The 26158-nt window shown below is 62.3% G+C and carries 27 protein-coding genes and 1 pseudogene; 15 read left to right on the top strand and 13 right to left on the bottom strand.

Translation table 11 applies throughout. The features are described from left to right. The first annotated feature begins 15 nt into the window (after nucleotides 1–15). Nucleotides 16–1182 (top strand): iron-containing alcohol dehydrogenase, encoded by a 1167-nt coding sequence (locus ACM6I6_RS05210; protein WP_414919547.1) that lies wholly within the window; start codon nucleotides 16–18, stop codon nucleotides 1180–1182. 12 nt (nucleotides 1183–1194) lie between these two features. After that, nucleotides 1195–1509, top strand: a complete 315-nt coding sequence (locus ACM6I6_RS05205) for an NIPSNAP family protein (RefSeq protein ID WP_274077463.1) — start codon at nucleotides 1195–1197, stop codon at nucleotides 1507–1509. Nucleotides 1510–1628: 119 nt separating this feature from the next. On the opposite strand, the gene ACM6I6_RS05200 is transcribed toward ACM6I6_RS05205, so the two are convergent. Continuing rightward, the gene (locus tag ACM6I6_RS05200; protein ID WP_414919546.1) at nucleotides 1629–2570 is read right to left on the bottom strand and encodes a LysR family transcriptional regulator; all 942 of its coding nucleotides are present in this window, start codon (nucleotides 2568–2570) and stop codon (nucleotides 1629–1631) included. Nucleotides 2571–2799: 229 nt separating this feature from the next. On the opposite strand from ACM6I6_RS05200, the gene ACM6I6_RS05195 reads away from it, so the two are divergent. Then, nucleotides 2800–3819, top strand: a complete 1020-nt coding sequence (locus ACM6I6_RS05195) for a GlxA family transcriptional regulator (RefSeq protein ID WP_274077903.1) — start codon at nucleotides 2800–2802, stop codon at nucleotides 3817–3819. Between the two features lie 100 nt (nucleotides 3820–3919). Continuing rightward, complete coding sequence (locus tag ACM6I6_RS05190; RefSeq protein WP_274077904.1) at nucleotides 3920–4228, top strand: DUF2388 domain-containing protein; 309 nt, start codon at nucleotides 3920–3922, stop codon at nucleotides 4226–4228. A 72-nt stretch (nucleotides 4229–4300) separates the two neighbouring features. On the opposite strand, the gene ACM6I6_RS05185 is transcribed toward ACM6I6_RS05190, so the two are convergent. Beyond that, complete coding sequence (locus ACM6I6_RS05185) at nucleotides 4301–5092, bottom strand: SDR family NAD(P)-dependent oxidoreductase (protein WP_408600573.1); 792 nt, start codon at nucleotides 5090–5092, stop codon at nucleotides 4301–4303. A gap of 125 nt (nucleotides 5093–5217) precedes the next feature. On the opposite strand from ACM6I6_RS05185, the gene ACM6I6_RS05180 reads away from it, so the two are divergent. Together ACM6I6_RS05180 and ACM6I6_RS05175 are read left to right on the top strand one after the other, a co-directional pair. Then, nucleotides 5218–6162: a GlxA family transcriptional regulator gene (locus ACM6I6_RS05180; RefSeq protein ID WP_274077906.1), complete on the top strand. Its 945-nt coding sequence runs from the start codon at nucleotides 5218–5220 to the stop codon at nucleotides 6160–6162. A 27-nt stretch (nucleotides 6163–6189) separates the two neighbouring features. Next, on the top strand, nucleotides 6190–6849 hold the full coding sequence (locus tag ACM6I6_RS05175; protein WP_414919545.1) for a methyltransferase family protein: 660 nt from the start codon (nucleotides 6190–6192) through the stop codon (nucleotides 6847–6849). Between the two features lie 108 nt (nucleotides 6850–6957). Here the strand turns inward: ACM6I6_RS05175 and ACM6I6_RS05170 are convergent, their stop codons facing one another. The 5 genes from ACM6I6_RS05170 to ACM6I6_RS05150 form a co-directional block, all read right to left on the bottom strand. Continuing rightward, nucleotides 6958–7572, bottom strand: a complete 615-nt coding sequence (locus ACM6I6_RS05170) for an HAD-IA family hydrolase (protein ID WP_414919566.1) — start codon at nucleotides 7570–7572, stop codon at nucleotides 6958–6960. A 103-nt stretch (nucleotides 7573–7675) separates the two neighbouring features. Then, complete coding sequence (locus tag ACM6I6_RS05165; protein ID WP_274077909.1) at nucleotides 7676–8083, bottom strand: response regulator; 408 nt, start codon at nucleotides 8081–8083, stop codon at nucleotides 7676–7678. Nucleotides 8084–8275: 192 nt separating this feature from the next. Beyond that, a complete protein-coding gene (locus ACM6I6_RS05160) occupies nucleotides 8276–8542 on the bottom strand; it encodes a pentapeptide MXKDX repeat protein (RefSeq protein ID WP_274077910.1) in 267 nt (88 codons plus the stop codon). A 54-nt stretch (nucleotides 8543–8596) separates the two neighbouring features. Then, the gene (locus tag ACM6I6_RS05155) at nucleotides 8597–9382 is read right to left on the bottom strand and encodes a molybdopterin-dependent oxidoreductase (RefSeq protein ID WP_414919544.1); all 786 of its coding nucleotides are present in this window, start codon (nucleotides 9380–9382) and stop codon (nucleotides 8597–8599) included. Next, nucleotides 9379–9996: a cytochrome b/b6 domain-containing protein gene (locus ACM6I6_RS05150; protein WP_323608016.1), complete on the bottom strand. Its 618-nt coding sequence runs from the start codon at nucleotides 9994–9996 to the stop codon at nucleotides 9379–9381. The genes ACM6I6_RS05155 and ACM6I6_RS05150 overlap by 4 nt, the downstream gene beginning before the upstream one ends. Nucleotides 9997–10154: 158 nt before the next feature. Here ACM6I6_RS05150 and ACM6I6_RS05145 point away from each other — a divergent pair, with 158 nt between their 5' ends. Then, on the top strand, nucleotides 10155–11096 hold the full coding sequence (locus ACM6I6_RS05145; protein ID WP_414919543.1) for a class I SAM-dependent methyltransferase: 942 nt from the start codon (nucleotides 10155–10157) through the stop codon (nucleotides 11094–11096). Here the strand turns inward: ACM6I6_RS05145 and ACM6I6_RS05140 are convergent. The 3 genes from ACM6I6_RS05140 to ACM6I6_RS05130 all read right to left on the bottom strand — a co-directional run bounded on the left by ACM6I6_RS05140 (nucleotide 11080) and on the right by ACM6I6_RS05130 (nucleotide 15437). Then, the gene (locus tag ACM6I6_RS05140) at nucleotides 11080–12444 is read right to left on the bottom strand and encodes an MFS transporter (RefSeq protein ID WP_414919542.1); all 1365 of its coding nucleotides are present in this window, start codon (nucleotides 12442–12444) and stop codon (nucleotides 11080–11082) included. The genes ACM6I6_RS05145 and ACM6I6_RS05140 overlap by 17 nt on opposite strands. Nucleotides 12445–12481: 37 nt before the next feature. After that, nucleotides 12482–13558, bottom strand: a complete 1077-nt coding sequence (locus tag ACM6I6_RS05135; protein ID WP_414919541.1) for a C45 family autoproteolytic acyltransferase/hydolase — start codon at nucleotides 13556–13558, stop codon at nucleotides 12482–12484. Between the two features lie 151 nt (nucleotides 13559–13709). Further along, complete coding sequence (locus tag ACM6I6_RS05130; protein WP_414919540.1) at nucleotides 13710–15437, bottom strand: amidohydrolase; 1728 nt, start codon at nucleotides 15435–15437, stop codon at nucleotides 13710–13712. Between the two features lie 105 nt (nucleotides 15438–15542). Here ACM6I6_RS05130 and ACM6I6_RS05125 point away from each other — a divergent pair, with 105 nt between their 5' ends. Next, nucleotides 15543–16454 carry a LysR family transcriptional regulator gene (locus ACM6I6_RS05125; protein ID WP_414919539.1) on the top strand — a complete coding sequence of 304 codons (912 nt, stop codon included), beginning with the start codon at nucleotides 15543–15545 and terminating at the stop codon, nucleotides 16452–16454. Nucleotides 16455–16458: 4 nt separating this feature from the next. On the opposite strand, the gene ACM6I6_RS05120 is transcribed toward ACM6I6_RS05125, so the two are convergent. Then, nucleotides 16459–17232 (bottom strand): helix-turn-helix transcriptional regulator, encoded by a 774-nt coding sequence (locus ACM6I6_RS05120; RefSeq protein ID WP_414919538.1) that lies wholly within the window; start codon nucleotides 17230–17232, stop codon nucleotides 16459–16461. 111 nt (nucleotides 17233–17343) lie between these two features. Here ACM6I6_RS05120 and ACM6I6_RS05115 point away from each other — a divergent pair, with 111 nt between their 5' ends. Together ACM6I6_RS05115 and ACM6I6_RS05110 are read left to right on the top strand one after the other, a co-directional pair. After that, on the top strand, nucleotides 17344–18447 hold the full coding sequence (locus tag ACM6I6_RS05115; RefSeq protein WP_414919537.1) for a polyamine ABC transporter substrate-binding protein: 1104 nt from the start codon (nucleotides 17344–17346) through the stop codon (nucleotides 18445–18447). 154 nt (nucleotides 18448–18601) lie between these two features. Further along, entirely contained in the window at nucleotides 18602–19732 is a 1131-nt protein-coding gene (locus tag ACM6I6_RS05110) for a P1 family peptidase (protein ID WP_414919536.1), read from the top strand. Between the two features lie 391 nt (nucleotides 19733–20123). Here ACM6I6_RS05110 and ACM6I6_RS05105 read toward each other — a convergent pair whose 3' ends face one another. Next, entirely contained in the window at nucleotides 20124–20747 is a 624-nt protein-coding gene (locus ACM6I6_RS05105; protein WP_414919535.1) for a TetR/AcrR family transcriptional regulator, read from the bottom strand. A gap of 146 nt (nucleotides 20748–20893) precedes the next feature. Between ACM6I6_RS05105 and ACM6I6_RS05100 the strand changes: the two genes are divergently transcribed. Together ACM6I6_RS05100 and ACM6I6_RS05095 are read left to right on the top strand one after the other, a co-directional pair. Continuing rightward, complete coding sequence (locus tag ACM6I6_RS05100) at nucleotides 20894–21334, top strand: hotdog fold domain-containing protein (RefSeq protein ID WP_414919534.1); 441 nt, start codon at nucleotides 20894–20896, stop codon at nucleotides 21332–21334. Between the two features lie 38 nt (nucleotides 21335–21372). Then, a pseudogene (locus ACM6I6_RS05095) lies at nucleotides 21373–21480 on the top strand (outer membrane lipoprotein carrier protein LolA); the annotation flags it as partial. Here the strand turns inward: ACM6I6_RS05095 and ACM6I6_RS05090 are convergent. After that, nucleotides 21461–22141 (bottom strand): GNAT family N-acetyltransferase, encoded by a 681-nt coding sequence (locus tag ACM6I6_RS05090; protein WP_414919533.1) that lies wholly within the window; start codon nucleotides 22139–22141, stop codon nucleotides 21461–21463. The pseudogene ACM6I6_RS05095 and the gene ACM6I6_RS05090 overlap by 20 nt on opposite strands. Nucleotides 22142–22337: 196 nt before the next feature. Here ACM6I6_RS05090 and paoA point away from each other — a divergent pair, with 196 nt between their 5' ends. From paoA to paoC, 3 genes are read left to right on the top strand one after another with little or no spacing between them, the layout of a single operon-like run. Next, entirely contained in the window at nucleotides 22338–22961 is a 624-nt protein-coding gene (gene paoA, locus ACM6I6_RS05085; protein WP_414919565.1) for an aldehyde dehydrogenase iron-sulfur subunit PaoA, read from the top strand. After that, nucleotides 22958–23914 carry an FAD binding domain-containing protein gene (locus ACM6I6_RS05080; protein ID WP_274077920.1) on the top strand — a complete coding sequence of 319 codons (957 nt, stop codon included), beginning with the start codon at nucleotides 22958–22960 and terminating at the stop codon, nucleotides 23912–23914. The genes paoA and ACM6I6_RS05080 overlap by 4 nt, the downstream gene beginning before the upstream one ends. Then, entirely contained in the window at nucleotides 23911–26109 is a 2199-nt protein-coding gene (paoC, locus tag ACM6I6_RS05075; RefSeq protein ID WP_414919532.1) for an aldehyde oxidoreductase molybdenum-binding subunit PaoC, read from the top strand. The genes ACM6I6_RS05080 and paoC overlap by 4 nt, the downstream gene beginning before the upstream one ends. Nucleotides 26110–26158 lie beyond the last annotated feature (49 nt).

The following is a 26158-nucleotide window of genomic DNA, read 5'->3' as shown; positions in this document are numbered from 1 at the left end:
AAACCGGAGAGCCCCATGAACCCGTTCCAGTTCCATTTCCCCACGACCCTTAAAAGCGGCAACGGCCTGGTGCGTCAGGCCGGCGCTTTGCTCAAGCCCCATGTTCGCAACAAGCTGCTGGTGGTCACCGACCAAGGGCTGATGGCCTCGGGGGTCATGGACAGTTTTTTTGCCTCGCTGGCCGAAAGTGACATTGGCTACGAAGTGTTTGCCGGCGTCGAACCCAACCCCACCACGGATGTGCTGGAACGCGCCGTCGCTTTCCTGAAGCAGCACGATTGCGACTCGGTGATCGGCGTCGGCGGCGGCAGCAGCATCGACACTGCAAAGGGTGTCGCGGCCATGGCCACCAACCCTGGCAACATCCTCGACTACGAGGGCTACGACAAACTGCTGCACCCGCCGCTGCCGATCTTTGCCATCCCGACCACCTCGGGCACCGGCAGTGAGTGCACGGCGTCCACGGTGTTCACCAACACCAAGACCCAGTTCAAGACGGTGATCATCAGCCCGGCCTTGTTTCCAAAACTGGCCATTCTCGATGCTGAACTGACCCTCAAATTACCGCCGTCGATCACCGCCGCCACCGGCATGGACGCCCTGACCCACGCCATCGAATCCTACGTCTCGAAGCAGGCCAACCCGATCAGCCAGGCCTTGGCCCTGCAGGCGATCAAGATGATTTGCACGCACCTGCCCAAGGCGTTTTTCGCTGGCGTAGACCTGCACGCCCGGGAGCAGATGCTGCTCGCTTCGTTCCTCGCCGGGGTCGCGTTCGCCCAATCGAAACTGGGCAACGTGCATGCGATTTCCCACACCTTCGGCGGCGTGTTCAACATCCCCCACGGCATCGCCAACGCCACGCTGTTGCCCTATGTCATCGAGTACAACCTGCCGGCCTGCCCGGAGCTGTTCCGCGATATCGCCATCGCCATGGGCGAAGACGTCAGCGGCCTGAGCCCTGCCGGTGCCGGGCACAAGGTGGTGGAGCACGTGATGGCGCTGAACAAGGCCATCGGCATTCCCGACAACATCAAGGACCTGGGCGTGGACCTGGAGTGCATGGCGCAAATGGTCAGCGACTCGATGCGCAGCGCCAATGTGCTGGTCAACCCGCGCCTGACCACTGCAGCCGACGTCGAGCGAATCATCGGCAACGCCTTCCATGGCATTCACTGCTGAGAGACAAACCCCATGTTCTACGAAATGCGCACCTACACCCTGAAGATCGGCACGATGCAGACCTACCTCAAGCACTTCGAGGAAAACGGCCTGCCGGTAATCTCCCGCTACGCCACTCTGGTGGGCTGGTGGTACACGGAAATCGGCGAGCTCAACCAGGTGATTCACATCTGGGCCTATGAGAGCCTGGACGAGCGAATCAACAAACGCGCCGCGCTGTACCAGGACCCGGACTGGCTCGAAGGCTTCGTGCCGATCGCCTTCCCGATGCTGGAAAAAATGGAATCGAAGCTGCTGATGCCCGCGCAGTTTTCGCCCATCAAATAACCCCTGCCCCGACCTGACAGGCAAAACGAAAACCTGTAGGAGCTGGCTTGCCAGCGAAGAGGGCGTGCCAGTCGACACAAGTGCTGGCTGACAATCCGCTTTCGCTGGCAAGCCAGCTCCTACAGGTTCCGTTCAGGACATGGGTCCCGTTGCAACTCGTTGATCAGCAGCGTCGCCGCTGGTGACAGATTGGCGCCGGCCCGGCTGATCACGCCGTAAGGCTCGATCAGCGCACGCAAGGACACCGGCAGCTTCACCAGCAAATCGAATTTTTCGCAGAACTCCGCCACTTCCCCCGGGATCACCGCCAGCAATGTCGGGTCCTGTTGCACCAGCAGAATGGTGCCGAAGGTCGACGAGGTTTCCAGCGGATAACGCGGGATCTCCAGCCCTGCCTCGTTCAGTTCCCGCTCCAGGGCCTGGCGCATCGGCATGTCCTTGGGGTAGACCACCCAGCGATAGTCGCTCAACTGTGACAGCTGCAACGACTCGGCGCTGGCCAGCGGATGATCTTTGCTGGCAACCACGGCCAAGGGCTCTTCGCTCAGTTCGATGCAGTCATAGGCGTCCGAACGCTGGCCGACGCTGGTTCGACAGATGGCCAGGTCCAGGCGCCCCTGATCCAGCAGCCCAAGCAAGGTGGCGCTGGTGTTTTCCACCAGTTCCACCGACAACTCCGGTTGCTTGAGGCGCAACTCGGTCAATGCCCGGGTCAGCAACGGCACCGCGCCCATGATCACCCCCACCGACAAACGCCCGCCCTGACCGCGCATGATGCTGACCATTTCCTCGCGCAGGTGCTCCACGTCGCTGTAGATCAGCCGCGCATAACGAATCATGCATCGCCCCATCTCATTGGCCACCAGGCCCTTGGACTGGCGTTCGAACAGCGGCATGCCGAGCAGCGACTCAACCTCCTGCAGGGCCTTGGTGGCGCCGGACTGGGAAATCGAAATCTGCTCGGCGGCCTTGTGCAGGGAGCCGCGGTCATCCAGCGCGATCAACAGGCGTAGTTGTTTGAGGCGCAAGCGTGAAGCGATGCTGCCAAGGGAAGGAACCATGTCTGTGTGTGCTCGATTCAATAGCGAATCGTCAAGGGTACGCTGGCTTTTTGTGCGAAAACAGACAGGTAATGACAATGCAATTGTTCCGGATTTTCACGAGTGGGTGAACTTGAAGTTTCCCCCGACTAATGACATAAAACCCTGAATTGCGGACAGCCGACCAGCTGCGATAACGCTTATGCCGTTTGCGAATTATCATTATTCCAACGAGTCAATGCACAAGCCCATGAACGATATCGCCAGCACTTCCGTCACCTCCCAGTCTCCGTCTGACCAGCCGCGCTTGATCGTATTCCTCGCCTACCCCGAAATGGGCCTGCTGGATTTGACCGGCGCGCAAACCGTGTTCTGGGCTGCCTCGCGCTACCTCAACAGCAGCAACCTGCCAGGTTACAAGCTGCAGACCGCCAGCCTGACCGGGGGCCTGATCCAGACTGCCGAGGGCCTGGCCGTCGACACTCTGCCATTGAGCGCCTTCGACGACCAATCGATCGACACGCTGATCGTTCCCGGTGCCCCGGCCATTATCCTGGCGATGAACAATTCCCTGAGCCTGGTCGACTGGCTCAAACAGGCATCGAGTAATGCGCGGCGCACCGCTTCGGTGTGCAGCGGCACCTTCCTGCTCGCCGAGGCCGGATTGCTCGAAGGTCGGCGCGCCGCCACCCATTGGGCAATGTGCGGCATGCTCAAGGAGCGCCATCCGTCCATCGAAGTCGACCACGATGCGATCTTTGTCCAGCAGGGTTCGGTCTGGACTTCCGCCGGGGTCAGCGCCGGCATCGACTTGGCACTGGCGTTGGTCGAGGAAGATTGCGGGCGGGAACTGGCGCTGCTCACGGCTCGGGAAATGGTGGTGTTCCTCAAGCGCCCCGGTGGCCAGGCGCAGTACAGCCAGTTGCTGCAAGCGCAAACCAGTGAAGGCGCGGCCTTCGATGACCTGCACCTGTGGATCACGCAGAACCTGTCCGGTGCCAACCTCACCGTCGAGACACTCGCCCAACAGGTACAGATGAGCCCGCGCAACTTTGCCCGGGTGTACAAACTCAAGACCGGCCGCACCCCGGCCAAGGCCGTGGAAGTACTGCGCGTGGAAGCCGCCCGGCGTCTGCTGGAAGATTCCGGGCGCAACATCGATCAAATTTCCCGGTTGTGTGGCTTCGGTGACGAAGAGCGCATGCGCCTGACCTTCCAGCGCAACCTGGGGGTTTCGCCGAGGGATTATCGCAACCGGTTTTCCCGCTGAATCGCCGGTTCAAGCATCGACAAGGGAACTCCTGGCGACAGTCGTGCATCCTAAGGGTGAGGTACTTCCTTTTTGCATCACGCCTTCAGAGGACTACGTCATGCGCCGTCTGATTATCATTTCTTCCCTTTTGCTGTGCTTACCCGTGGGCTCCGCGATGGCCGATGTCGACGCGAAAGATGTCGCCACCTCGGCGGGGGTTTCCGCCTCGCTGTATTCGACGTTCAAGGATGACAAACTGATGATTCCCGCCCGGGATGACGCCTCCAGCTTCGTGGCCAGTGGTGGCGCGATTCGCGGTGTTTACCTGGAGCAGGTCATGCAGCGGGTGCGCCAGGAACATCCCGACCTCAACAGCGCCAGCGACGAAGAACTGGCTCGCGCCATTCTTGTCCAGGAAGGCCAATAACCGAGATTTGAAGATCGCAGCCTCGCTTCGCCTGTAGGAGATGTCTCGCGAAGCGAGGCTGCGATCTTTCAATCAACGATAACGCGGTGCCGACGTAGAGTTGCCAAACAACCCGGACAGCACCTGGCGCTGGGCTTCATAACGATCCCACTGCTCACCCTCATGCAAGCCTGGAATAGTCACCACTTCCCCCCTCTCCAGCCCCACCAGCGCCGCATCGACCATGTCTTCAGCGGACATCACGATCTCCTGCGGCAGGTTCTCTACCGGGTTGCCGGCCTCGCTCCAGAAGTCGGTGGCGGTCGCGCCCGGTAGCACGGCCTGGATGCGAATGCCCTTATCGGCCAGTTCCCGGTGCATCGATTGGCTCAGGCCGAGGACAAACGCCTTGGTCCCGCCGTACACGCCGTTGAGGATTTCCGGGGCGATGGCGACGATCGAGGAAATGTTGATCACGGTTCCGGCACCGCGTGCGACAAAGCCTGGCACCACCGCATAAGCCAGGCGTGTCAGCGCGGTGATGTTGAGGTTGATCATGTCTTCCATGTCATCCACCGGGCTGCCGAGCAACGGCATGACCGCGCCGACCCCGGCGTTGTTGACCAACAGGGTGATGCTCGCGTCGCTGCGCAGGATCTGTTCGACCCGCGACAAGTCAGCCTTGTCTTTCAGATCCGCGGCGACCACCTCCACGGTGCGGCCCGTCTGGTCGCTCAGGCGAGTGGCCAAGGCGTTGAGTTTTGCCTGGCTGCGAGCGACCAGGATCAGGTCGTAACCCTGCCGGGCGAGACGGCCGGCATACACCGCGCCAATGCCGGAAGAAGCGCCAGTGATCAGCGCGGTACCTTTGGAAGAGAGAGCCATGTGCAATTTCCTTCACAATGAGGCGAGACAATCGCCCGGTGAGCGCAGTTATAAATGGTCTCGCGCTCGTCTCAAATGACGTTTAACCTACGTTTTTCTGCCATCAGCGTTTTGAGGACCTGGCGATGATCAGCGTGGCGTTCGTGGTTTTCGAGGGTTTCCAGTCCATGGCGCTGGCGGCCATGCCGGTGTTCGAGTACGCCAACTTCAGCGCCGGCGAAGCCCTGTATGACGTGCGTGTACTGTCCGAAGACGGGCGCACCTTGCGCGCTTCCGGTGGCCTGAACGTCGGCACCGAAGCGTTCGGTGAACGGCTGTTCGACACGGTGATCGTGGTGGGCGGCGACACCATCCTCGAACAGGCGCCCGAGGGCGTGCTCGACTACGTGCGAGCCAGCGCCAGGACCGCGCGCCGCACCGCGTCGATTTGCTCCGGCGCCTTTGTCATGGCCCAGGCCGGACTGCTCGAGGGCCGCCGGGCCACCACGCACTGGGCCTATGCGCGACAACTGCAGGAACGCTTTCCATCGATCAAGGTTGAACCCGACCGCATCTACGTGATCGACGGCTCGATCTGGACCTCCGCCGGCATGACCGCCGGTATCGACCTGGCGCTGGCCATGGTGGAAAAGGATCACGGCGGCGAACTCGCGCGTGCCGTGGCGCAGAAACTGGTGATGTACCACCGCCGTGCCGGCGGCCAGTCGCAACACTCGGCGCTGCTGGAACTGGCACCGAAATCCGACCGTATCCAGACTGTCCTCACCTACGCCAGGGAACACCTGGCCCAGACGTTATCGGTGGAACAACTGGCGCAAGAGGCGCGGCTGAGCCCGCGCCAGTTCAGCCGTGCGTTCCGCGCCGAAACCGGTCAGTCGCCGGCCAAAGCCATCGAGAACCTGCGCCTGGAAGCGGCACGGCAGCTGCTCGAACGCGGGCGCCTGACGCTGGACCAGATCGCCCTGGAAACCGGTTTTATTGACCCTCGGCGCATGCGCGAAGCCTTCCTTCGAGCGTTCGGGCAGCCACCCCAGGTGATCAGGCGCAATGCACGGTCAGAGGTACAATGACGGGGTGTGTTCACCTGTGGAGACATCATGAAAATCTCGGCCAAACTGGCGTTTTTCGCCTTCGTCTCCACCCTCGCCTACCTTTGGCTGGCGATTTGGGGGCTGGGCGGCTTTGCCGCATTTTTCTCCCATGCCGCCTTGGTGGTGGTGGCGCTGGCAACCCTGGCCATGGTCATCGCTTCGCTGTTTACCGAAGTCAACCTGAGTTCCGGCGAACGCGAGGACCGGGCCAATCGCTGGGTGCTGCCGGCGTTCGGGGTGATCGGACTGTTGAGTGGCTTCTTGCCCGCGTACACCGACCGGATCGACTTCTGGACCTTTGGTGGTGAGGGCGTGCGTTGGCTGGGCGCGTTGCTGTTCATCATCGGCGGCGCCCTGCGGCTGTGGCCGGTGTTCGTGCTGGGCAAACGCTTCAGTGGACTGGTGGCGATCCAGCCGGGCCATCGCCTGGTGACCGATGGAATCTATCGCAGCCTGCGTAATCCCAGTTACCTGGGGATGCTGGTGATTGCCGTAGGTTGGGCGCTGGCGTTTCGCTCGGGGGTGGGGTTGTTGCTGGCGGCGTTGACGGTGATCCCGTTGGTTGCGCGGATACATTCGGAAGAGGCGCTGCTACGGACACAGTTTGGCGATGAATACGAAGCTTATTGCGCCCGGAGTTGGCGATTGATCCCCAAAATTTATTGAGCCATACACAACCCCACTGTGGGAGCGGGCTTGCTCGCGAAGGCGGCGTGTCATACAACAGAAATGTCGACTGATACACCGCTTTCGCGAGCAAGCCCGCTCCCACATTCAGATTTTCTGCAGCCTGATGAAACTGTCCACATCCAAGCGGGCAACAACCGTGTCATAACTCCCCAACGTCGCATGCGCCGTCACAATCGGCTGCTCATGCGTCGACGTGACGATCAACAAATCCGCCCCCGCCGCCTCGGCCGCCAGGATGCCTACCGTCGCATCCTCGAACACCAGGCAATCCCTGATCTCGACACCCAGCCGTTGCGCAGCCAATCGATAACCCGCCGGGTCGGGCTTGCCGGCGCTGACATCTTCGGCAGTGACCATCACAGCCGGTTCGGGAATCCCCGCGGCGGCCATCCGCCGCAACGCCAGCGCCCTCGGTGCCGAGGTGACGATGGCCCATTGATGAGCCGGCAACGACTGGAGAAAACCCGCCGCGCCAGCCACCTCTTCAACGCCGTCGACATCCTCGATTTCAGCAAGGGTGATCCACGCCGCTTCGGCCTCGGCATCGACGCCAGGCAAGCCCAGGCGATTGATGGTGTCGATGGCGCGGGCACCGTGGATGGTGGGCAGGAAGGTCTCTACGTCGACGCCGTGGTGAACGGCCCACCTGGCCCAGACTCGCTCGGCTGCGGCTATCGAGGTGAGGATGGTGCCATCCATGTCGAACAGGAAGGCACGGTACGGGACATTGAAAATGGTATCGGGAACAGGCAAAGGGTCCTTCCTATCTCAAGGATCAGCGGGATTTGCGCAATGTACACGATCATAAGGTACGGCGGGATTTCAGGGCGCCGTCTACGCAATCGAGCAATTGCCCGAGCGCCCAGGGTTTCTTGATGAACGACACTTCATGCCGAACCCCTGAACTTTCCGGGGTTTCAAATCCGGACATGATCATGATCGGTTTGTCCGGCCAGCGATCACCGAACAGGTTGGCCAGATCGGCACCGTTGAGCGTGCCCGGCATGGTGATGTCGGTCAGCAACAAACCCACTTCCGAAGCGTGCCCCTGCAGGTACACCGACGCCGCATCCGCACTGGATTGCGGCTGCACCACATAACCTTCGTCCTGAAGAATTTCACAGAGAAATTCCAGGATCAGCGGGTCGTCTTCAACCACCAGAATCAACCCGCCAGGAAGGTGTTCGCCCGCCGTCGATACTCGACCCATGACTGCTGCTCCCTGATCGTACTAAAGTTTTCGCGGGCTCTAAATCCGCTACCTACAGGTATGAGCAACGGTATCCGCGGAAATTCATTTTTGATACAGGCGGTCGATGAAATCGGTGGTTGCGAGGCTTTGTGCTATCAATCGTCATGGGGGGGGGGCAAGCCGCGTGCCCCCCCCAGGACAGGATTGGAGTTACTGCGACATGGCGTCCTTTTTCATCGCGTCCTTGGACATGGCATCCTTCTTCATGGCGTCCTTGCTCATGGCATCCTTGGACATCGCGTCTTTTTTCATGGCGTCCTTGCTCATGGCATCCTTGGACGTCGTGTCCTTCTTCATCGCATCTTTCGACATGGCGTCCTTGGACATCGAATCATTGCTCATGGTGTCAGCAGCAAAAACACTGGCAGCACCGACGGCCAGGCACATGGACAGAACAACGGTGGTCAACTTCTTCATGATGAAACTCCTTGATGCAGGGTGTGTGGACGAGGGGGAAATGGCGGATTCTCGTCAGCTGCCACCAAACCAGTTGTAGCCCTGGTCTTCCCAGTAGCCGCCGCTGTAGGTGTTGCTGACGAAGATCGCCTGGATGTGTTTGGGGTTCTTGTAGCCGAGCTTGGTGGGCATGCGCAGCTTCATCGGGAAGCCGTATTCGCGCGGCAGCACGGCGCCGTCGTAGGTCAGGGTCAACAGGGTTTGCGCATGCAGTGCGGTGGCCATGTCGATGCTGGTGTAGTAGTCGTCGGCGCACTTGAAGCCGACGTATTTGGCGTCAGTGTCGGCGCCGACCCTTTTCAGGAAATCGCTGAAGCGCACGCCACCCCAACGGCCGATCGCGCTCCAGCCTTCGACGCAGATGTGCCGGGTGATCTGCTCGGTCTGTGCCATGGCGCGCAGTTCTTCAAGGCGCCAACTGCGCTTGTCCGCGACCAGGCCGGTGACTTCCAGTCGATAACTTTCCTCGTCCACCGTCGGCGCCTCGTCGATGCCATAGAAGGCATTGAACGGAAATGGCCGGGTGATCATCGACGCCGGATAGGTCGGGGCCATGGCATTGGGGTTGAACAGCCAGCCTTGCACCCGGTCGTTGAAGCGCGACATGGACGACAACGCGGTCTCGACGCTGTCGTTGTCGGTGAGGTTGCAACCGGACAACATGGCCACACCGCCGAGGGTCAGGCCACGCATCAGGAACGAGCGGCGTGAGCGGTCTTCGATCTGCGGGGCGAGGATTTTCCGGGCGTCGATGAGAATGGATGACTCGTCCAGCCCGGCGTCTTGAATGCGCTTTTTCATACGTGCTCCTTGCGACCGACAATCATGGCCAGCAGTGTTTTTGGCACCAGCGCGACCATCAGCAGATGCACCGCAACGAAGGCCACCAACAGCGCCATGGCGAAAAAATGCACCCGCCGCGCGCCTTCGTAGCCCCACAGCAATTCACGCAACAGCGGGAACTGCACCGACTTCCACAGCACCAGCCCGGAGAGCACCAGCAGCGTGATATCTACCATCACGAACAGGTACGCCACACGCTGCACCTGGTTGTAGTGACTCAGGTCCGCATGCCCCAGCTTGCCGCGCAGCGCGGCCCACAGGTCATGCAGCACGCCTTTGGGCGAGACCGGGAAGAAGCGTCGTTGCAGGCGCCCGCTGAACAGGTTGCAGGCCAGGTAAATGAGACCGTTGACGCCCAGGAACCACATCGCCGCGAAGTGCCACTGCAGGGCGCCGCCGAGCCAGCCGCCAAGGGTGATCGACGTGGGAAAGCTGAAGTCGTAGAGCGGCGAGGCGTTGTAGATGCGCCAGCCGCTGGTAACCATCACCAGCACCGCCAGGGCGTTCAGCCAGTGGGTGAGCCGCAGCCAGCGTGGATGGCTGGCCTTGGGTGAAGCAGTTGGCTGCGACATGTCCGGCTCCCGGTTGTTGTTCGTTGGAGCCGATTATGGAAGCCGCAAGTTCGCCAAATCCTCACGTAAAGTTAAATTAATCGTGATAACTGACTGCCCAGTGTTTTGGGTGTAACTATGGTTAAATGCCGCCCCCCAAAGATTGCCGACCCAGACCGATGAACCCTGAAGCCCTCGCCACCCTCAACGAACACCTGCTGACCGCCCTGGCGGCCGCCCCCGCCGAAACCCGTCGTCTGTTCCACGGGCGTGGGCGCTGCTGGCCGGGGCTGGAGCAAGTGACCGTCGACTGGTTGCAGGGCGTGGTGCTGGTGGCGCTGTTCAAGGAGCCGGAAACGGCGCAGCTGGAGGCGTTGAAAGCGCTGTTGCTGGAGCTCACGCAATCAGCGGCATGGACGCAATCCGGCGCCCACACCCTGCTGCTGCAACATCGCTACCTGCTGCAAAGCACCACCGAATGGCTACTCGGGGACGTCATCGAGGAAATGACCATCACCGAGGGCGGGCTGAAATATCGAGTGGACCTGGGGCGCAAACAGAACACCGGGCTATTCCTCGACATGCGCTACGGCCGCGACTGGGTGCGGGCCAACGCCCAAGGCAAACGGGTGCTGAACCTGTTCGCCTACACCTGCGGTTTTTCGGTGGCGGCCATCGAGGGCGGCGCGACCCATGTGGTCAACCTGGACATGTCGAGCCCGGCCCTGAGCCGAGGCCGCGACAATCACCGGCTCAACGGGCATGACCTGGGCAAGGTGACCTTTCTCGGCCACGACCTGTTCAAGTCCTGGGGCAAGGTCATCGGCAAGGGCCCATACGACCTGGTGATCATCGACCCGCCGTCGTTCCAGAAAGGCAGCTTCCTGCTGACCAAGGACTACCAGCGGGTACTGCGTCGCCTGCCGGAGCTGCTCAGCCCCGAGGGCTCGGTGCTGGCCTGTATGAACGACCCCGCCTTTGGTGCGGATTTCCTCATCGACGGTGTGACCCGTGAAGCGCCGAGCCTGCGGTTCGAGCAACGCCTGGACAACCCGCCAGAGTTTCCCGACGCCGATGTCGAGTGCGGGTTGAAGGCGTTGGTGTTTACGTTGAACGGTTAAGAGACCGAGCCTGTTGCTGGAAACCGGCGACAGGCGCCCCCGAACTCTCCACCGTCTCACCATCAATCTGCGCCATGCTCAAATGCGCCGTCTCCCTGAGGAACAACGAGCAGACAGCGACGATGGCCAGCGCAACCGAGCCATACACGGCAACACCGAATGGATCATGATCGGTGGCAATCAAAATCGCCGTGGCCACGCTCGACGCAGTCCCGCCACCGAGCGCCGCGCCGACCTGGTAGGCGGCGGACATGCCCGAATAGCGCATCTCCCGGGGGAACTGCTCGGCGAGAAATGCCGGAATCGGTCCCTGGGTCGCGCCCATGAAGGCGCCGATGGCGATGTAGGCCAAAGTCGACACCAGCAGGCTTTTCAGGCCCACCAGAGGGAAGAACGCGAAGAACCCCAGCGCCATGATGATCGCCCCCAGCACCATCACTGTGCGTCGGCCAATCCGGTCGGAGAGCAAGGCAAACAGCGGTGCCGTGATCACGATGGCTACCGACAGCGAGAAGTCGAAAATCAAGGCGTCCGTGCTGCCGTAACCGATTTGCGTGGCGTACGACAAAAAGAACGTGCTGCCGATGTAGGCGATGGTGACGTAACCAAAGGCGATGCCCGTGCACAGCAGCATTTCCCTGGGCCGCGCCCGCAGTGCCGCGACCAGCGGCATGCGCACCTGCGCCTTGTGTTCGACGGGCTGTTCAACCGGCTTTTGCAGCCGCGCATAGAGACCGATCAGCACCAGCACACCGCCGAGCCAGAACGGAATGCGCCAGGCGAAATCGGCCAGGTTATCGTTCGACGCGACGCTGACAATGCCGAACACCGCCGCCCCGAGGATGCCGCCGATACCGATGCCCATGCTGGTGAAGCTGCCCCAGAGTCCACGGCGTCCCGCTGGCGCCGATTCAATGCCGAACAGCGCGGCACCACCCCACTCACCACCGGCGGCAAAGCCCTGGACCAGGCGCAAGAGCACCAGCAACGCCGGGGCCGCCAGGCCGATTGAGGAGTAACCGGGCAGACAGCCAATCAGCAGCGTGCTCAGCCCCATCAGCAACAGGGTAATGACCAGCATCTTCTGCCGGCCGATCCTGTCGCCATAGTGACCGAACACCATGCCACCCAAGGGACGGGCGAAGAATCCCGCGCCAAAGGCGCCGAAGGCGAACAGGGTGGCGGTGAGCGGGTCCATCTGCGGGAAGAACACCTGCGGAAACACCAGGGCGGCCGCCGTGCCGTAGATGACAAAGTCATAAAACTCCAGCGCCGTGCCCATCCCGGACACGAAGAAGGTTCTCAACGCGGACGGGGACCCCGCCTTGCAATTACCGTAAGTAGCCATGTGCAATGCTCTTTTTGTCGTTATGGATGACTTGGCTTCAGAAGCGCGCAAACCCGTTTCTGGCCAGCTGTTTCGGGTTGCCCGCCGCATATTCGAGTACTGTGTTTTGTGTGTCGATGCCGATGGTCAGCAGGGTTTCCCAGCGTTCGGTGGCGGGCATGCTCAGGTCCGGATGGAAGCAGATCGGCGCCTGGTCCCCGGCGGCTCCGCACATGGCATCGGCACGCAGGGTCAGGTCAGCGGTGACCATGTTGGCGCGCACGGCGTTCACATGGGCCAGTCGGGCATAGGTGGTCGAGACATCCGCAGTGCGCTCGCCGGCGATAAGTTCGGCATCGAGGAAGTGGTTGGTGTGGGTGATCCAGCCGTCCTCGCCGGGCACCACCACCGCGGTCCTGGCGGCGGACATTTCAATGCTCGCCGCACGCAGCCCATGGTCGGCTCGGGAAAACACGGTCAGCACCGTCGACGCGCTCACCCGGGCCGATCGCGCCAGGGCTATCGCCTCTTCAACGGTGGTGGCCTCCTCCAGGATTCGCCGGGCGATGGCGTGCACCGGCACGCCGGCCCTGGCGTTGTCACTGGCGTGGTGGAGGATGTTGAAGTGCAGCCCCAGGCCCGCGCTGTTCACGCCGATCTTGCCGAGCATGCCGAACTCGGTGAACAGCTTGACGGTGATGCCGGAACTGGCCGTGAGCTGCAACATCAGGCCGTGGGGGACCAGGCTGTCATGCCAGTCCCAGGTCTGAATGGTGCGCGGTGCGTCGGGCCCGGCCGGTGCGAACACCGCCGTCGAACATTCGCCTTCGGCCGACGCCGGCATCACCGCGAGAATCTCGGTACGGGCGTTCAGGCTCGCCAATTGCCACACGGGAATGCCGGCCCCCTCGGCGGTCGCGACGATTTCCCGGGCTAGATTCGGGCACCAGTCCTCAAGGGCCTGCAGACTGGCTTCGCCCAGGGCACGGACCTGCTCCGGGGGCACGCCCACCTGATTGAAGAAATCGAGGTACAGCGCCACCGTCTGCCCGATCTGCGCGCCCCAGGTTTCGCCAATCTGCTGGCCTCGCAGCTGCGGGTTGTGGGTGTCGGTGACGAAGCAATGGAGTTTCACGAAGGGTGTTCCTTTTGATAGGCGTGGGTATGCAACCCTGTAGGAGCAAGCTTGCTCGCGATGACGGCGTCACATTCAACATGGATGTCGACTGGCACACCGCAATCGCTGGCAAGCCAGCTCCTACAGGTTTTTTGTGTGTGAGCGAAAATCAGGGCTTGCGGGTATAGATCTCTCGACCGGCGAACCAGGTCTGCAGCACCCGGGTATCGCGCAGGGCTTCTGGCTTGACCGTAAAGACATCGCGGTCGAGCACGATCATGTCGGCCTGCTTGCCCGGCTTGAGCGAACCGATGCGGTCTTCAAGACGCAGGGTCCGGGCGGCATTGAGGGTGTAGGCCTGGAACATGGTTTGCCGGTCGATGTCTTCGGCGGCATTGAGCACCCCTTTCGGGCCTGTGCGGCTGACCGCCTGATAGATCGCTTTCCACGGGTCCGGCGTGGTGATCGGCCAGTCGCTGGCACCGGCGATGGTCGCGCCGTTCTTCAGCAGCGAGCGGGCCGGGTACGAATACATGAAGGCCATGGCACTGACGTAGGGCTTGACCAGGTCGATGCTCGACTCATCGGCCATGGCCCAATAGAGCTGCATGGACGCGATGACGTCGAGGGTCTTGAAGCGGGCGAACTCCTTCGGATTGACCATCTGCAGGTGCGTGATGGAATGGGCGATGCCGCTTTGGCGATCCTTGCGCGCCTGCTCGATGCCATTGAGCGCTTCACGCACCGCGCGGTCGCCGATGGCATGGATGTGCACCAGCCAGCCACGGGCATCGGCGGCGCTGACCAATTCGCCAAAGTGCGCCGGGTCGATCAGCAGTTCACCGGATTTTTTCGAGTTCTTGTAGGGCTCGAGCATGGACGCACTTTGCGCCGGGATTTCCGCCACCCCGTCGGCGAAGACCTTGATCCCGGGCAGGGTCAGGTTGGGCACGCCGAGAAACTGCTGGCGGATCTTGTCCAGTTCATCGAGGTCGGCCGGCGTAGCCTTGGAATCCGCCATCAGCAGCGCGGCGACATGGGCGCTGAGTTCACCCTGCTCGGCGAGCGCCTTGTAGATCGGCAACACGCCCAGCGACTGGCTGTTCACGTCGCCGCCGGGGATTTCATTGGCAATCGGGTCCATCCAGCCGGTGATGCCCAGGCTCTTGTAATAGTCGAGTGCCGCGCGGGCACCGGCCATCAGTTCATCGGTGGTCGGCGGCGGCAACAAGGCCTGCACCGGATACAGGCCGGCATCGACCAGAAAGCCATTGGGACGCCCGTCGGCGTGATGGCCGATGGTCGCCATTTCCTCGTCCTTGAGCGCCTTCACCCGCGCCGCATCGATGCCGGCACGCTTGAGCATGGCCTGGTTGGCCCAGCCCGTGTGCAGGTCCCAGCCGGTAAAAAGAATCGGCGTGTCGACCCATTCGCCCTGGTTGAAACGCTGCTCGAACGCCTCGACCTGACTCCAGTAGGTCGACGGCAATCCACCGACACTGAGGACGTCCCCGCGCCGGGCCTTGCCATCGTCGCGCCACTGGCGCAGGCGTTTTTCCAGTTCGGCCAGCGCCAGCATCTGCCCGTCCAGATTGGCCTGGCGCAATTGCAGGCCGCCCTTCACCGTGTGCGAGTGCGAGTCGAGAAACCCCGGCATCAGCACCTTGCCGTGCAGGTCGATGATGCGCGTGCCCGGTTGTTTCAACCGCAGTACCTGGGCATCGGCACCCACCGCCGCCACCTTGCCGTCCTCCACCGCGACCGCCTGCTGCAGCGGCTGGCCGGGTTCGGCGGTGTACACCTTGGCGTTGTGCAGGATGAGATCGACAGCGGCCATACTTTCCGCAGAGGAACAGGCCAGGACAAGCGACGCCGCCAGGGTCAATAGCTGTTTCATGGAAGACTCTTTATTTTTGTTGGGCTGTAGCGAAGACTATCCAAGCCGAATCGATAACTGAATGCCTGTCCCCGCACAACTTCTGTGCCCATCAGGAATAGATCCATGGACAAAATGAGTGCCCTGACCATGTTCGTCGCCACCGCCGAACACGGGAATTTCAGCCGAGCCGCCGACCTGCTCGGCAAAACCCCCTCCGCCCTGACCAAGGCGGTGGCGCAACTGGAGGAAGAACTCGGCACGCGCCTGTTCGACCGCACCACCCGGCGCATGGCCTTGACCGAAGCCGGGCGCATTTACCTGGAGGGTGCGCGTCAGGCGCTGATGCAGCTGCAGCTGGCCACCGAAGACGTCGAGCAGTTGCAGCATGAATTGCGCGGCGACCTGCGCATAACCGCCCCGCCCTCCTTCGCACCGGCGTTTCTCAATCAGGTGTGTTGTCGCTTCTTGAGCGCGCATCCGCAGGTCAGGCTGGAAGTGGACCTGAGCGATCATTTCGAAGACCCGGTGGACGGCGGCTACGACCTGGCCTTGCGCGATGGCCCCATCGATCTGCCGGGGGTCATCGCCCAGCCCATCGTCGAGAACCAGATGTTGTTATGCGCAAGCCCTGCCTATCTGGCGCGCAAGGGCCAGGATGTCTCGCTGGACAATTACCAGCAGCACGACTGGCTGATCTTCCGCCACCCGTTGCTCAACCGGCATTTCTGGTGGGTCAAGCAAGGCGAACAACGGATCCGCCTGACGCAGCCGACGCCGCGGGTGGCCAGTGACAATTTTGATTTTCTACTGGCGTGCCTGCTCGATGGGCAGGGTTTGCAGTTCATTCCGAACTGGAGTGCCGCGCCATATCTGGCGCGCGGCGAGCTGGTCGAATTGATGCCGCAGTACTGGCGCGAGCCCAGCGCGTTCGGGCCCTGGATCTACGTGCTGTACCTGGCCCACCGGCGCAATACGCGCAAGGTCAAACTGTTCATCGAGTTCCTCAAGGCGCATTGGCAAACGCCGACACCCTGAGGCCTCATCGTGGCTGCAAGACCAGGGCAAACAACTCACCGTGCCCGTTCACATTGAGCTTGTGATAGAGATTGCGCCGGTGCACCTTCACCGTTTCCGGGGAAATGCCCATCTGCTGGGCGATGGCCTTGCTGGAGAAACCCTGGAGAATCAGGCGCGCGGTTTCGATTTCGCGCACCGTCAGGCGCGCATCGAAGCGGTCGAGCAAGCTCGCCAGGTCCCCGGCTACCGCTTCGGCAGCGGGGCCTTCTGGTGGTAACAATTGCAGGTGCCGGCGCATCGCCGCCAGCACCCAGTCGCGCATGCAGAGCAAGCGGCCTTGTTCTTCCAGGGTGAAGCGGGTCGAGCGGCCCAGGGACAGACCGAGGACGGCGCCGTCGAGGTTGAGCATGAACTGCAATTCGTCGCCACCCACCACCGTGCGGAAGTAGCTCAGGTAGTACTCGCTCTGCTGGAACTGGTCGGGTGCCACGGAATCGAGGCTGTGCAAGCCATCGGCGATGCCGGCGCAGACGGCCAGGTAAAACGGGTCGAGCAGGTACATGCCGGCGCTGTAGTCGGCCAGTTCTTCATGCTCGTGGGCACTGTCGCGGGAGTCGAAATCGATCAGCAACCTGGGTACTCGACCGGCCTGCATGACTGCCACCAGCGCGTTATCCAGCGGCACCAGCAGGCGCAGGGTGTCGACCAGCGCGCGCCAGAATCCGTCCTGGCCCACGGCGGCAAACATTCGCGCCAGTCCCTGGTGCAGCGGCAACTCTTTCAACAATGCGTCCACGCACTACCCCTTTCGAGTAACCCATGATGGGAATGGGTAACGACCACCCCGGTCGATACGCTGCAAACTCTTGATTATCACCGGCCTGCAGCAGGCCAGGAGTGCCGCATCATGAGTGGTCACCGCTCGTATTTCAATCTGGGGCTTGGCGCCTGCCTGGCGGTGTCGCTGACTGCGGTGGCGGCCGAAAGCCCGACCGTGCACGTGTACAACTGGTATGACTACATCGGCCCGACCACCCTGCATGACTTCAAGCGCGACACCGGTATCCAGCCGGTCTACGACACCTTCGACAGCGCCGAAGTCCTCGAAGGCAAACTGCTGACCAGCCGCAGCGGCTACGACGTGGTGGTGGCCAGCAACTTCAGTTTGCCGACCCTGATCAAGGCGGGCGCCCTCGCCCCTTTGCCCCACGCGCAGATGCCGGATTTCCAGAACATGGACAGCGATCTGCTGGCGAAACTGGCCAACAACGATCCGGGCAACCAGTACGCCGTGCCGTACCTGTGGGGCACCAACGGCATCGGCTATAACGTCGACAAAGTGCGCGCTGCGCTGGGCGACAAGGCGCCGGTGGATTCCTGGGACCTGGTGTTCAAGGAAGAGAACCTGGCCAAGCTCGGCGAATGCGGCGTGGCGATGCTCGACTCGCCATCGGAAATGCTGCCAGTCGCCCTGCATTACCTGGGCCTGCCGCCGAACAGCACCAACCCTGAGGACTACAGGAAGGCCGAAGCGCTGCTGCTGAAGTTGCGCCCGCATATCGCTTACTTCAATTCGTCGAAGTTCATCAGTGACCTGTCCAACGGCAACATTTGCGTCGCCGTCGGTTGGTCCGGCGCGATGCTCGAAGCCAAGGCCACCGCCGAGCAGGCCGGCAATGGCGTGAAGATCGCTTACAGCCTGCCCAAGGAAGGCGCGCCGGTGTGGTTCGACACGCTGGTATTGCTCAAGGACGCCCCGCACCCCGAACAGGGCCTGGCCTTCATCGACTACCTGATGCGCGCCGAGGTCATCGCCCCGGTCAGCAATCACCTCAACTACCCCAACGGCAACCGCAACGCGAAAGCCTTGTTGGCCGAGGCGACACGGACCAATCCTGCGGTTTACCCGTCGCCCGAGGCCCTGGCCACCTTGTTCACTCTGCAACCGCTGCCGCCTGCGACAGAGCGCGTGCGTACGCGGATCTGGAGCAAGGTCAAGAACGGCCAGTAAGTCCACCTCTACCCCCTGTGGGAGCGGGCTTGCTCGCGAAGGCGGTGCATCAGGCAAAGAAGATGTCGACTGACACGCCGCCTTCGCGAGCAAGCCCGCCCCACAGGGTCTGCGTCCACTTTTTTCCTCCATGAATTTGAAGATGAGAAAACCGATGAAACCACGTGCCCGCGACCTCAACATCCAGTTCGGCCAACTGCAACCCGGCCCCCTCAACGCCATCACCGATGTACCCGGCGTGCGCGTCGGCCACAGCAATGTCCGCGGCCGCAGCGCCAAGGGTCGCGACATCGTCACCGGCGTCACCGTGATCGAACCCCGTGCCGGTTCCACCAGCCAGCAGCCGTGCTTCGCCGGCGTCCATGTGCTCAACGGCAATGGTGACGCCACGGGCCTGGAGTGGATTCGCGAGGCTGGATTGTTGACCAGCCCGATCGCCTTCACCAACACCCACAGCCTGGGCGTGGTGCGCGATGCCTTGATCGTGCTCGACCGTGAGCAGCAACCGGACGACGGGCGGCTTTACTGGAACATGCCGGTGGTGCTGGAGACTTTCGATGGCTTGCTCAACGACATCAACGGCTTTCACGTCAAGGTCGAGCATGTGGCCGAAGCACTGCGCACGGCAGTGGGCGGACCGGTAGCCGAAGGCAATGTCGGCGGTGGCAGCGGTATGATTTGCCATGAGTTCAAGGGCGGTATCGGCACCGCTTCGCGACGTTTGAGCAGTGCCCAGGGCGGCTGGACGGTGGGCGCGATCGTGCAGGCCAACCATGGTATCCGCAGTGAGCTGCGCGTCGATGGCTACCCGGTCGGGCGCTACATGGAGCAGGTCGACTCACCGTTTCTCAAGGCATCGCTGCCGCATCCGGGCATGGGCTCGATCGTCGTCTGCCTGGCCACCGATGCACCGTTGCTGCCGCACCAATGCACGCGCCTGGCCCAGCGCGCCAGCCTCGGCCTGGCCCGCACCGGCGGCGGCAATGAAGACCACAGCGGCGACATTTTCATCGCGTTCGCCACCGGCAATCAGCACGTACCGCCGGCGGCGTACGAGAGCAAAAAAGCGCCGACCAGCGACAACCTGAGCATGGTCAACAACGATCACATCAGCGAATTGTTCCTGGCGGCTACCGAAGCCGTTGAAGAAGCCATCATCAACGCCCTGCTCGCCGCCGAAACGACCGAAGGTAACGGCCACGCGGTGCCGGGGCTGGATGCTGAAACCCTGCTCAAGGCCCTGAATCAGGCCGGTTGGCCGGGGGAGCGCAATCGCCGAAGCTGACAGTTGTGGGGGGGATTCGACTAGCGGTACTTGAGGCGCAACCCCCATCTTCCTACGATGGAGTTGCGCAGCCGCTTGCTTGTCCAAGCCGTTGCGTAGGTGGTGAGTGCACTGAACCCCTATCAAGCTCACCGCCTGCTTCATGCGCATCTTGAGCCTCAATGGCTCCACTTCTCCCCATCAAAGAGCTTTGAGGCTCTTTTTTAACTGCGCGAAAAAACGACATGAAAAAGCCCGGCATTTGGCCGGGCTTTGTGCATTCAAAATCCCACCGCAAATCCTCTGTGGGAGCGAGCCTGCTCGCGATGGTCGTTAACGATAACGCTATGAGTCTGATGCCCCGCGGCGTGCTCGAGTTTTTCGCGAGCAAGCTCGCTCCTACAGGGGGGCGTCAGTGATCCTGGGTGGCAATCGAACGCCACGCCGAGTCCGCCAACAGATCGCGGTACGCCTTCGGACTGCCTTTGGCCCGGCCCGACAACCAGGCGCGGCAGTAGCTCTCGGCCTGGCCGATGATCAATGACGGCAGTAACTCCGGCGGATAACCGCGCAACACGTCGACCCGCGCCGAAGCCCCCAGCCACTCGAACAGCAGCTTGTTGCGCGCCTTGTTGCGCGCGACCAGTTCGTCCTTGAACGGTCCCTTGGTGACGGCAAATCGCGCGTGATACTGGAAACGCGCCCATTCCGGCTGGTTATCGACCCAGTCGACGTAGCTGTGCACCAACGCGTGCACACCCGCCTGGGTGGATTGGGCGTCGGCCAGGTAGCTATCTCGCAGCTTGGCTTGATCGTCCAGTGCGGTGAAAAACAGCGCCGCCACCAGGCCTTCTTTATTGCCGAAGTGGTGGTAGATCGCGCCGACGCTGGTATCGCATTCGGCCCGGATCATCTCGATGGTGGTGGCCTCGATGCCCTGCTCGTTGAACAGTTGGAGGGCCTTTCTGAAGATGTCGCGCTTGAGTTCGGCGCGGCGGCCGGGGTAGCAGCGTTCGAGTAAATCGGCAGTTTCCATGCGGGATGCGGTCCAAAAAAATCAACGGTTGAGGCTGGCGCTAGGTTGACAGATTTCCCGTCGACAGAATACTGTTCCGTCACAGAACATTATTCTGTAACGGAACATCATTCCGTTAACCAACCCCGCAGTGAGGCTTCAACCCCATGAGTCAGTTCCTCAGCCTGTTCAACAGTGCCGGCCCGCAAGCCTTCAGCCAGATGGCCTGCCAGGTGGCGCCGTACTTCAGCACCATCAATCCGCTGGTTACCGATTTGCGCAAAGGTTCGGCCATCGTGCAGGTGCCATTCGCCAAGGAAATCACCAACCACCTGGGCACCGTGCACGCGATCGCGATGTGCAATGCGGCCGAACTGGCGGCCGGGATGATGACCGACGTGTCAATCCCGGCGGGTGCGCGCTGGATTCCCAAGGGCATGACGGTCGAATACCTGGCCAAGGCCAAAAGCGATGTGACGGCGGTGGCTGACGGCGAGGCGGTGGACTGGACCAGCGATGGCGACAAGATCGTGCCGGTGGACATTCACGATGTGGAAGGCAAGAAGGTGTTCACGGCACGGATCACCATGAATGTGAAGCTGTCCTGAGCATCACGCAGCCCCCTGTAGGAGCGAGCTTGCTCGCGATGATCGTTAACCATAACGCTGGAAGCCTGACACCCCGCAGCGTGCTCAGGTTTTTCGCGAGCAAGCTCGCTCCTACAGTTGAACCTGTTATCCCAACCGTTCGCGGGCGAACTCGCTGGCCTTGCGCGTCAATTGGTCCAGGTGCCGGTCACGCTGCTTTTCCGCATCGAGCATTGGGCGCTTGCCGTGCTTTTGCAGCAGGTAGGTATGAATCTGCCGCACCTCCAGCGAGTTGTAGATCGGCGCCACATCCAGCAGCGCCATCAAGCCGTCGCTGCCGTGGTCGCGGGTGTTCATCAGCACTTGCGTACTGCGCGCACCGACCACCTGAAAACCCATCGACTCGAAATACGGCACCTTGGCCACGGCGCAGGCCAGCTCGGCATGCGGGTAGCGGCCGACCATCTCGCGCAGCATCCGGCGCGCAATGCCTTGGCGCCGATGGCCGGCATCCACGGCCATGTAGGCCACGCTGCAGGCGTCGGGATCGTCCTTGACCGGCAGGTACAGCAGGAAACCGACGACCTTGTCCGGATCGTCCAGATCGGTGGCAACGATCAACTCCACCGCCATCCCTTTCGCCCCGTTTAAAGCCTCCAGATACAGGTGCACCTCGTAGCCGATCGCGTACTGGTAGATGTTGTACAACAGGTTGCTCGGCGCGATGGCGACCATGCTGATGTCGGTCAGGTTGTCGACCACCAGCTGCAGGATCTGACTGTTGACCGACTCCGGGCACGGGGTTTTGTAGTGGGTGATCTGGGGCATTGCGGGGACTGACTCCGGAGAATGGGCGCGGCTGCCTATCATACCGCGCCGGAGCCTGCCTTGATCGATTCATGAGCCACACACATGAGTCTATAGCCGAAATCCGCATGAACATTTCCCTTGGCACCGGGGTCAGTCAATGGATGAGGGCTGTTATCGCCAATCAACCATAGGAAGCGCACCGATGCTCGACGTGATGACGATTTCCCGACGAGAACTGCTGATCGTGGGCGTGGTGACAGCAGCGGCCGTGATCCTGCCACCGTTCATATCTGCGCAGGCAACGGCCGCCAACGCCGCGCTGCCGGTCAAGAGCAAAGTGTCGATCTGGGTCAACGGGACACAGCAGGTGATGGAACTCGACGCCCGCACCACCCTGCTCGACCTGTTGCGCGAACACCTGCAGCTCACTGGCACCAAGAAGGGTTGCGACCACGGCCAATGCGGCGCCTGCACAGTGATCGTCGACGGCCGGCGGATCAATTCCTGCCTGACCCTGGCCGTGACGCACGAAGGCGCGAAGGTCACCACCATTGAAGGGCTCGGCACGCCGGACAAGCTGCATCCGATGCAGGCGGCGTTCATCAAGCACGACGGCTATCAATGCGGTTACTGCACGCCGGGGCAGATCTGCTCGGCGGTCGCGGTGCTGGGGGAAATCCGCGACGGCATTCCCAGTCACGTAAGCCCGAGCCTAACCGAACCACCCAGGCTGATCGCCAGCGAACTCCAGGAGCGCATGAGCGGCAACATCTGCCGCTGCGGTGCGTACTCCAACATCATCGAGGCGATCACCGAAGTCGCGGAGGCCAGCGCATGAGGCCCTTTACCTATCTACGCGCCAAGTCGCCGGCCGAAGCCGCCTCGCTCGCCGCACAGGTCGATGGCTCGCGCTTCATCGCCGGCGGCACCAACCTGCTGGACCTGATGAAGCTGGACATCGAGACGCCGTCGCAACTGATCGACGTCAATGACCTGGCCCTGGACCGCATCGAAGCCACGCCGCAAGGCGGCTTGCGAATCGGCGCGCTGGTGCGCAACACCGACCTCGCCGCCGATGCACGCATCCGCAAGGATTATGGCGTGCTGTCCCGCGCCCTCCTCGCCGGCGCCTCCGGCCAGTTGCGCAACATGGCCACGACCGCCGGCAACCTGCTGCAACGCACGCGCTGCCCGTACTTCTATGACACCCATCAAGCCTGCAACAAGCGCCAGCCCGGCAGTGGCTGCGCGGCCATCGGCGGGTTCAGTCGGCAGCTGGGCATCATTGGTGTCAGCGACGCCTGCATTGCCACCCATCCCAGCGACATGGCCGTGGCCATGCGTCTGCTCGATGCCCAGGTCGAGACGGTTCGCCCCGACGGCACGACCCGGGTGATTGCCATCGCCGACCTGCATCGCCTGCCCGGCAACACGCCGAACATCGAAACCACCCTGGCGGCCCACGAGCTGATCACTGCCGTGACCTTGCCGGCGCCGCTGGGCGGCACGCACCTCTATCAGAAAGTCCGTGACCGCGCCTCCTACGCATTCGCCCTGGTCTCGGTGGCCGCGGTGGTCCAGCAGGACGGTTCCGGCCGCGTAGCCCTCGGCGGCGTCGCGCACAAACCGTGGCGCGTGGAAAGCGCTGAAGCAGCCATGGCCAAAGGCGCCAAAGCGTTCAGCGAACAGCTGCTGGACGGCGCCACACCCACTCCTGAAAACACTTTCAAACTGACGCTGGTCGAGCGCACGCTCGCCTCGGTGATGGCACAAGCGAGGGCCCAGGCATGAAATTCGAAACCCCGGCCACCACCAACCCCATCGACCAAGGCAAGGTCATCGGCCAGCCCACGCCCCGCATCGAAGGCCCGCTGAAAACCACCGGGCAGGCGCCCTACGCCTACGAACACCACGACGTCGCGCCGAACCAGGCCTATGGCGTGGTGGTCGGTTCGGCCATTGCCAAGGGGCGCATTGCTTCAATGAACCTGGAAGCGGCTCAATCGGCACCGGGAGTGATCGCCATCGTCACCGCCGCCAATGCCGGCAAGCTCGGCAAAGGCAAATACAACACCGCCAAGCTGCTCGGCGGGCCGGAGATCCAGCACTACCATCAGGCAGTGGCGCTGGTGGTGGCGGACACCTTCGAACAGGCGCGCGCCGCCGCGGAACGGGTGGACATCACCTACTCAACCACTGAAGGCGCGTTCGATCTCGCCAGCGCCCGCGGCTCGGCGGTGGAACCCAAGGACCAGATGGCGGACACCCTGCACGGGGATTTCGAAACGGCCTTCGCGGCGGCGCCGGTGCAACTCGACGCCACCTACACCACGCCCGACCAGGCCCACGCGATGATGGAGCCCATGGCGTCGATGGCCGCCTGGGACGGCGACCGACTGACCTTGTGGACCTCGAACCAGATGATCGATTGGTCGGTCACGGACCTCGCCACCACCCTCGGCATCCCCAAGAAAAACGTGCATCTGATTTCGCCCTACATCGGCGGCGGCTTCGGCGGCAAACTGTTCATCCGTGCCGACGCGGTCCTTGCCGCCCTGGGTGCGCGCATGGCCGGCAGGCCGGTGAAAGTGGCGCTGGCCCGGCCGCAGATCTTCAACAATTGCACGCACCGCCCGGCGACCATTCAACGCATCCGCATCGGCGCCGGCAGCGACGGCAAGATCACCGCGATGGCCCACGAAGGCTGGTCCGGCGACCTGCCCGGCGGCAAGGTGGAACTGGCCGCGCAACCGAGCAAATTGTTGTACGCCGGGGAAAACCGCCGGGTCACCATGCGCCTGTCGACGCTCGACCTGCCGGAAGGCAACGCCATGCGCGCGCCGGGTGAAACGCCGGGCATGATGGCGCTGGAAATTGCCATGGACGAGATGGCGGAAAAGCTGAAACTCGACCCCATCGAGTTTCGCATCATCAATGACACCCAGGTCGATCCGACGAAACCGGAGCGGCCGTTTTCCCAGCGCCATCTGGTCGAATGCCTGCGCACCGGGGCCGATCGTTTTGGCTGGAACCAACGGCTTGCGCAACCGGCCACAAAGCGCGAAGGCCGCTGGCTGATCGGCATGGGCGTCGCCGTGGCCTTTCGCAATAACCTGCTGGTAAAGTCCGGCGCCCGTGTCCGCCTGGATGACCAGGGCAACGTGACCGTGGAAACCGACATGACCGATATCGGCACTGGCAGCTACACGATCATCGCGCAGACGGCGGCGGAAATGCTCAGCGTCGGCCTCGACAAGGTGGTGGTGCACCTGGGCGATTCGAGCTTTCCGGTCTCGGCAGGCTCGGGTGGCCAGTTCGGCGGCAACTGCTCGACGGCGGGGGTGTATGCCGCCTGCGTCAAACTGCGTGAGGCCGTTGCGCAACGCCTCGGTGTGAACGCCCAAGAGGCTGAATTCGTCGGTGGCGAGGTACGCGCTGGCGGCAAAAGCATGCCATTGCGCAGTGCGGCGCAGGCCGGCGAAATCGTCGCCGAGGATAGCATCGAATTTGGCGAGCTGGACAAGAAGTACCAGCAATCGACCTTCGGCGCGCATTTTGTCGAAGTTGCAGTCGATAGTGCCACCGGGGAAACCCGCGTGCGCCGGATGCTGGCGGTGTGCGCCGCCGGGCGCATTCTCAACCCGACTTCGGCCCGCAGCCAGGTCATTGGCGCGATGACCATGGGGGTCGGCGCGGCGCTGATGGAAGACCTGGTGGTGGACAAACGCCTGGGCTTTTTCGTCAATCATGACCTGGCCGGCTACGAGGTGCCGGTGCATGCCGACATCCCCCACCAGGAGGTGATTTTCCTCGATGAAACCGACCCGATTTCGTCGCCGATGAAAGCCAAGGGTGTTGGTGAGCTGGGTATCTGTGGCGTCAGTGCGGCCATCGCCAACGCGGTGTACAACGCCACCGGGATCCGGGTGCGCGAGTACCCGATTACCCTGGACAAGATGCTGGATAAAATGCCGGCGATGATATGAGCGCAGAAATGCAAAAGATCGCAGCCTTCGGCAGCTCCTACAGGGTGTA

Source organism: Pseudomonas sp. IT-P218 (genome assembly GCF_949767605.1).
GTDB classification, from domain to species: Bacteria; Pseudomonadota; Gammaproteobacteria; order Pseudomonadales; family Pseudomonadaceae; genus Aquipseudomonas; species Aquipseudomonas putida_AE.
This window is presented reverse-complemented; position numbering and strand designations above follow the sequence as displayed.

Excerpts from the sequence above, each read along its gene's own strand:
- ACM6I6_RS05210 (WP_414919547.1), top strand. The coding sequence starts at position 16 with ATGAACCCGTTCCAGTTCCATTTCCCCACGACCCTTAAAAGCGGCAAC.
- ACM6I6_RS05205 (WP_274077463.1), top strand. The coding sequence starts at position 1,195 with ATGTTCTACGAAATGCGCACCTACACCCTGAAGATCGGCACGATGCAG.
- ACM6I6_RS05200 (WP_414919546.1), bottom strand. The coding sequence starts at position 2,570 with ATGGTTCCTTCCCTTGGCAGCATCGCTTCACGCTTGCGCCTCAAACAA.
- ACM6I6_RS05195 (WP_274077903.1), top strand. The coding sequence starts at position 2,800 with ATGAACGATATCGCCAGCACTTCCGTCACCTCCCAGTCTCCGTCTGAC.
- ACM6I6_RS05190 (WP_274077904.1), top strand. The coding sequence starts at position 3,920 with ATGCGCCGTCTGATTATCATTTCTTCCCTTTTGCTGTGCTTACCCGTG.
- ACM6I6_RS05185 (WP_408600573.1), bottom strand. The coding sequence starts at position 5,092 with ATGGCTCTCTCTTCCAAAGGTACCGCGCTGATCACTGGCGCTTCTTCC.
- ACM6I6_RS05180 (WP_274077906.1), top strand. The coding sequence starts at position 5,218 with ATGATCAGCGTGGCGTTCGTGGTTTTCGAGGGTTTCCAGTCCATGGCG.
- ACM6I6_RS05175 (WP_414919545.1), top strand. The coding sequence starts at position 6,190 with ATGAAAATCTCGGCCAAACTGGCGTTTTTCGCCTTCGTCTCCACCCTC.
- ACM6I6_RS05170 (WP_414919566.1), bottom strand. The coding sequence starts at position 7,572 with ATGGATGGCACCATCCTCACCTCGATAGCCGCAGCCGAGCGAGTCTGG.
- ACM6I6_RS05165 (WP_274077909.1), bottom strand. The coding sequence starts at position 8,083 with ATGGGTCGAGTATCGACGGCGGGCGAACACCTTCCTGGCGGGTTGATT.
- ACM6I6_RS05160 (WP_274077910.1), bottom strand. The coding sequence starts at position 8,542 with ATGAAGAAGTTGACCACCGTTGTTCTGTCCATGTGCCTGGCCGTCGGT.
- ACM6I6_RS05155 (WP_414919544.1), bottom strand. The coding sequence starts at position 9,382 with ATGAAAAAGCGCATTCAAGACGCCGGGCTGGACGAGTCATCCATTCTC.
- ACM6I6_RS05150 (WP_323608016.1), bottom strand. The coding sequence starts at position 9,996 with ATGTCGCAGCCAACTGCTTCACCCAAGGCCAGCCATCCACGCTGGCTG.
- ACM6I6_RS05145 (WP_414919543.1), top strand. The coding sequence starts at position 10,155 with ATGAACCCTGAAGCCCTCGCCACCCTCAACGAACACCTGCTGACCGCC.
- ACM6I6_RS05140 (WP_414919542.1), bottom strand. The coding sequence starts at position 12,444 with ATGGCTACTTACGGTAATTGCAAGGCGGGGTCCCCGTCCGCGTTGAGA.
- ACM6I6_RS05130 (WP_414919540.1), bottom strand. The coding sequence starts at position 15,437 with ATGAAACAGCTATTGACCCTGGCGGCGTCGCTTGTCCTGGCCTGTTCC.
- ACM6I6_RS05125 (WP_414919539.1), top strand. The coding sequence starts at position 15,543 with ATGGACAAAATGAGTGCCCTGACCATGTTCGTCGCCACCGCCGAACAC.
- ACM6I6_RS05115 (WP_414919537.1), top strand. The coding sequence starts at position 17,344 with ATGAGTGGTCACCGCTCGTATTTCAATCTGGGGCTTGGCGCCTGCCTG.
- ACM6I6_RS05110 (WP_414919536.1), top strand. The coding sequence starts at position 18,602 with ATGAAACCACGTGCCCGCGACCTCAACATCCAGTTCGGCCAACTGCAA.
- ACM6I6_RS05105 (WP_414919535.1), bottom strand. The coding sequence starts at position 20,747 with ATGGAAACTGCCGATTTACTCGAACGCTGCTACCCCGGCCGCCGCGCC.
- ACM6I6_RS05100 (WP_414919534.1), top strand. The coding sequence starts at position 20,894 with ATGAGTCAGTTCCTCAGCCTGTTCAACAGTGCCGGCCCGCAAGCCTTC.
- ACM6I6_RS05090 (WP_414919533.1), bottom strand. The coding sequence starts at position 22,141 with ATGCCCCAGATCACCCACTACAAAACCCCGTGCCCGGAGTCGGTCAAC.
- paoA (WP_414919565.1), top strand. The coding sequence starts at position 22,338 with ATGACGATTTCCCGACGAGAACTGCTGATCGTGGGCGTGGTGACAGCA.
- ACM6I6_RS05080 (WP_274077920.1), top strand. The coding sequence starts at position 22,958 with ATGAGGCCCTTTACCTATCTACGCGCCAAGTCGCCGGCCGAAGCCGCC.
- paoC (WP_414919532.1), top strand. The coding sequence starts at position 23,911 with ATGAAATTCGAAACCCCGGCCACCACCAACCCCATCGACCAAGGCAAG.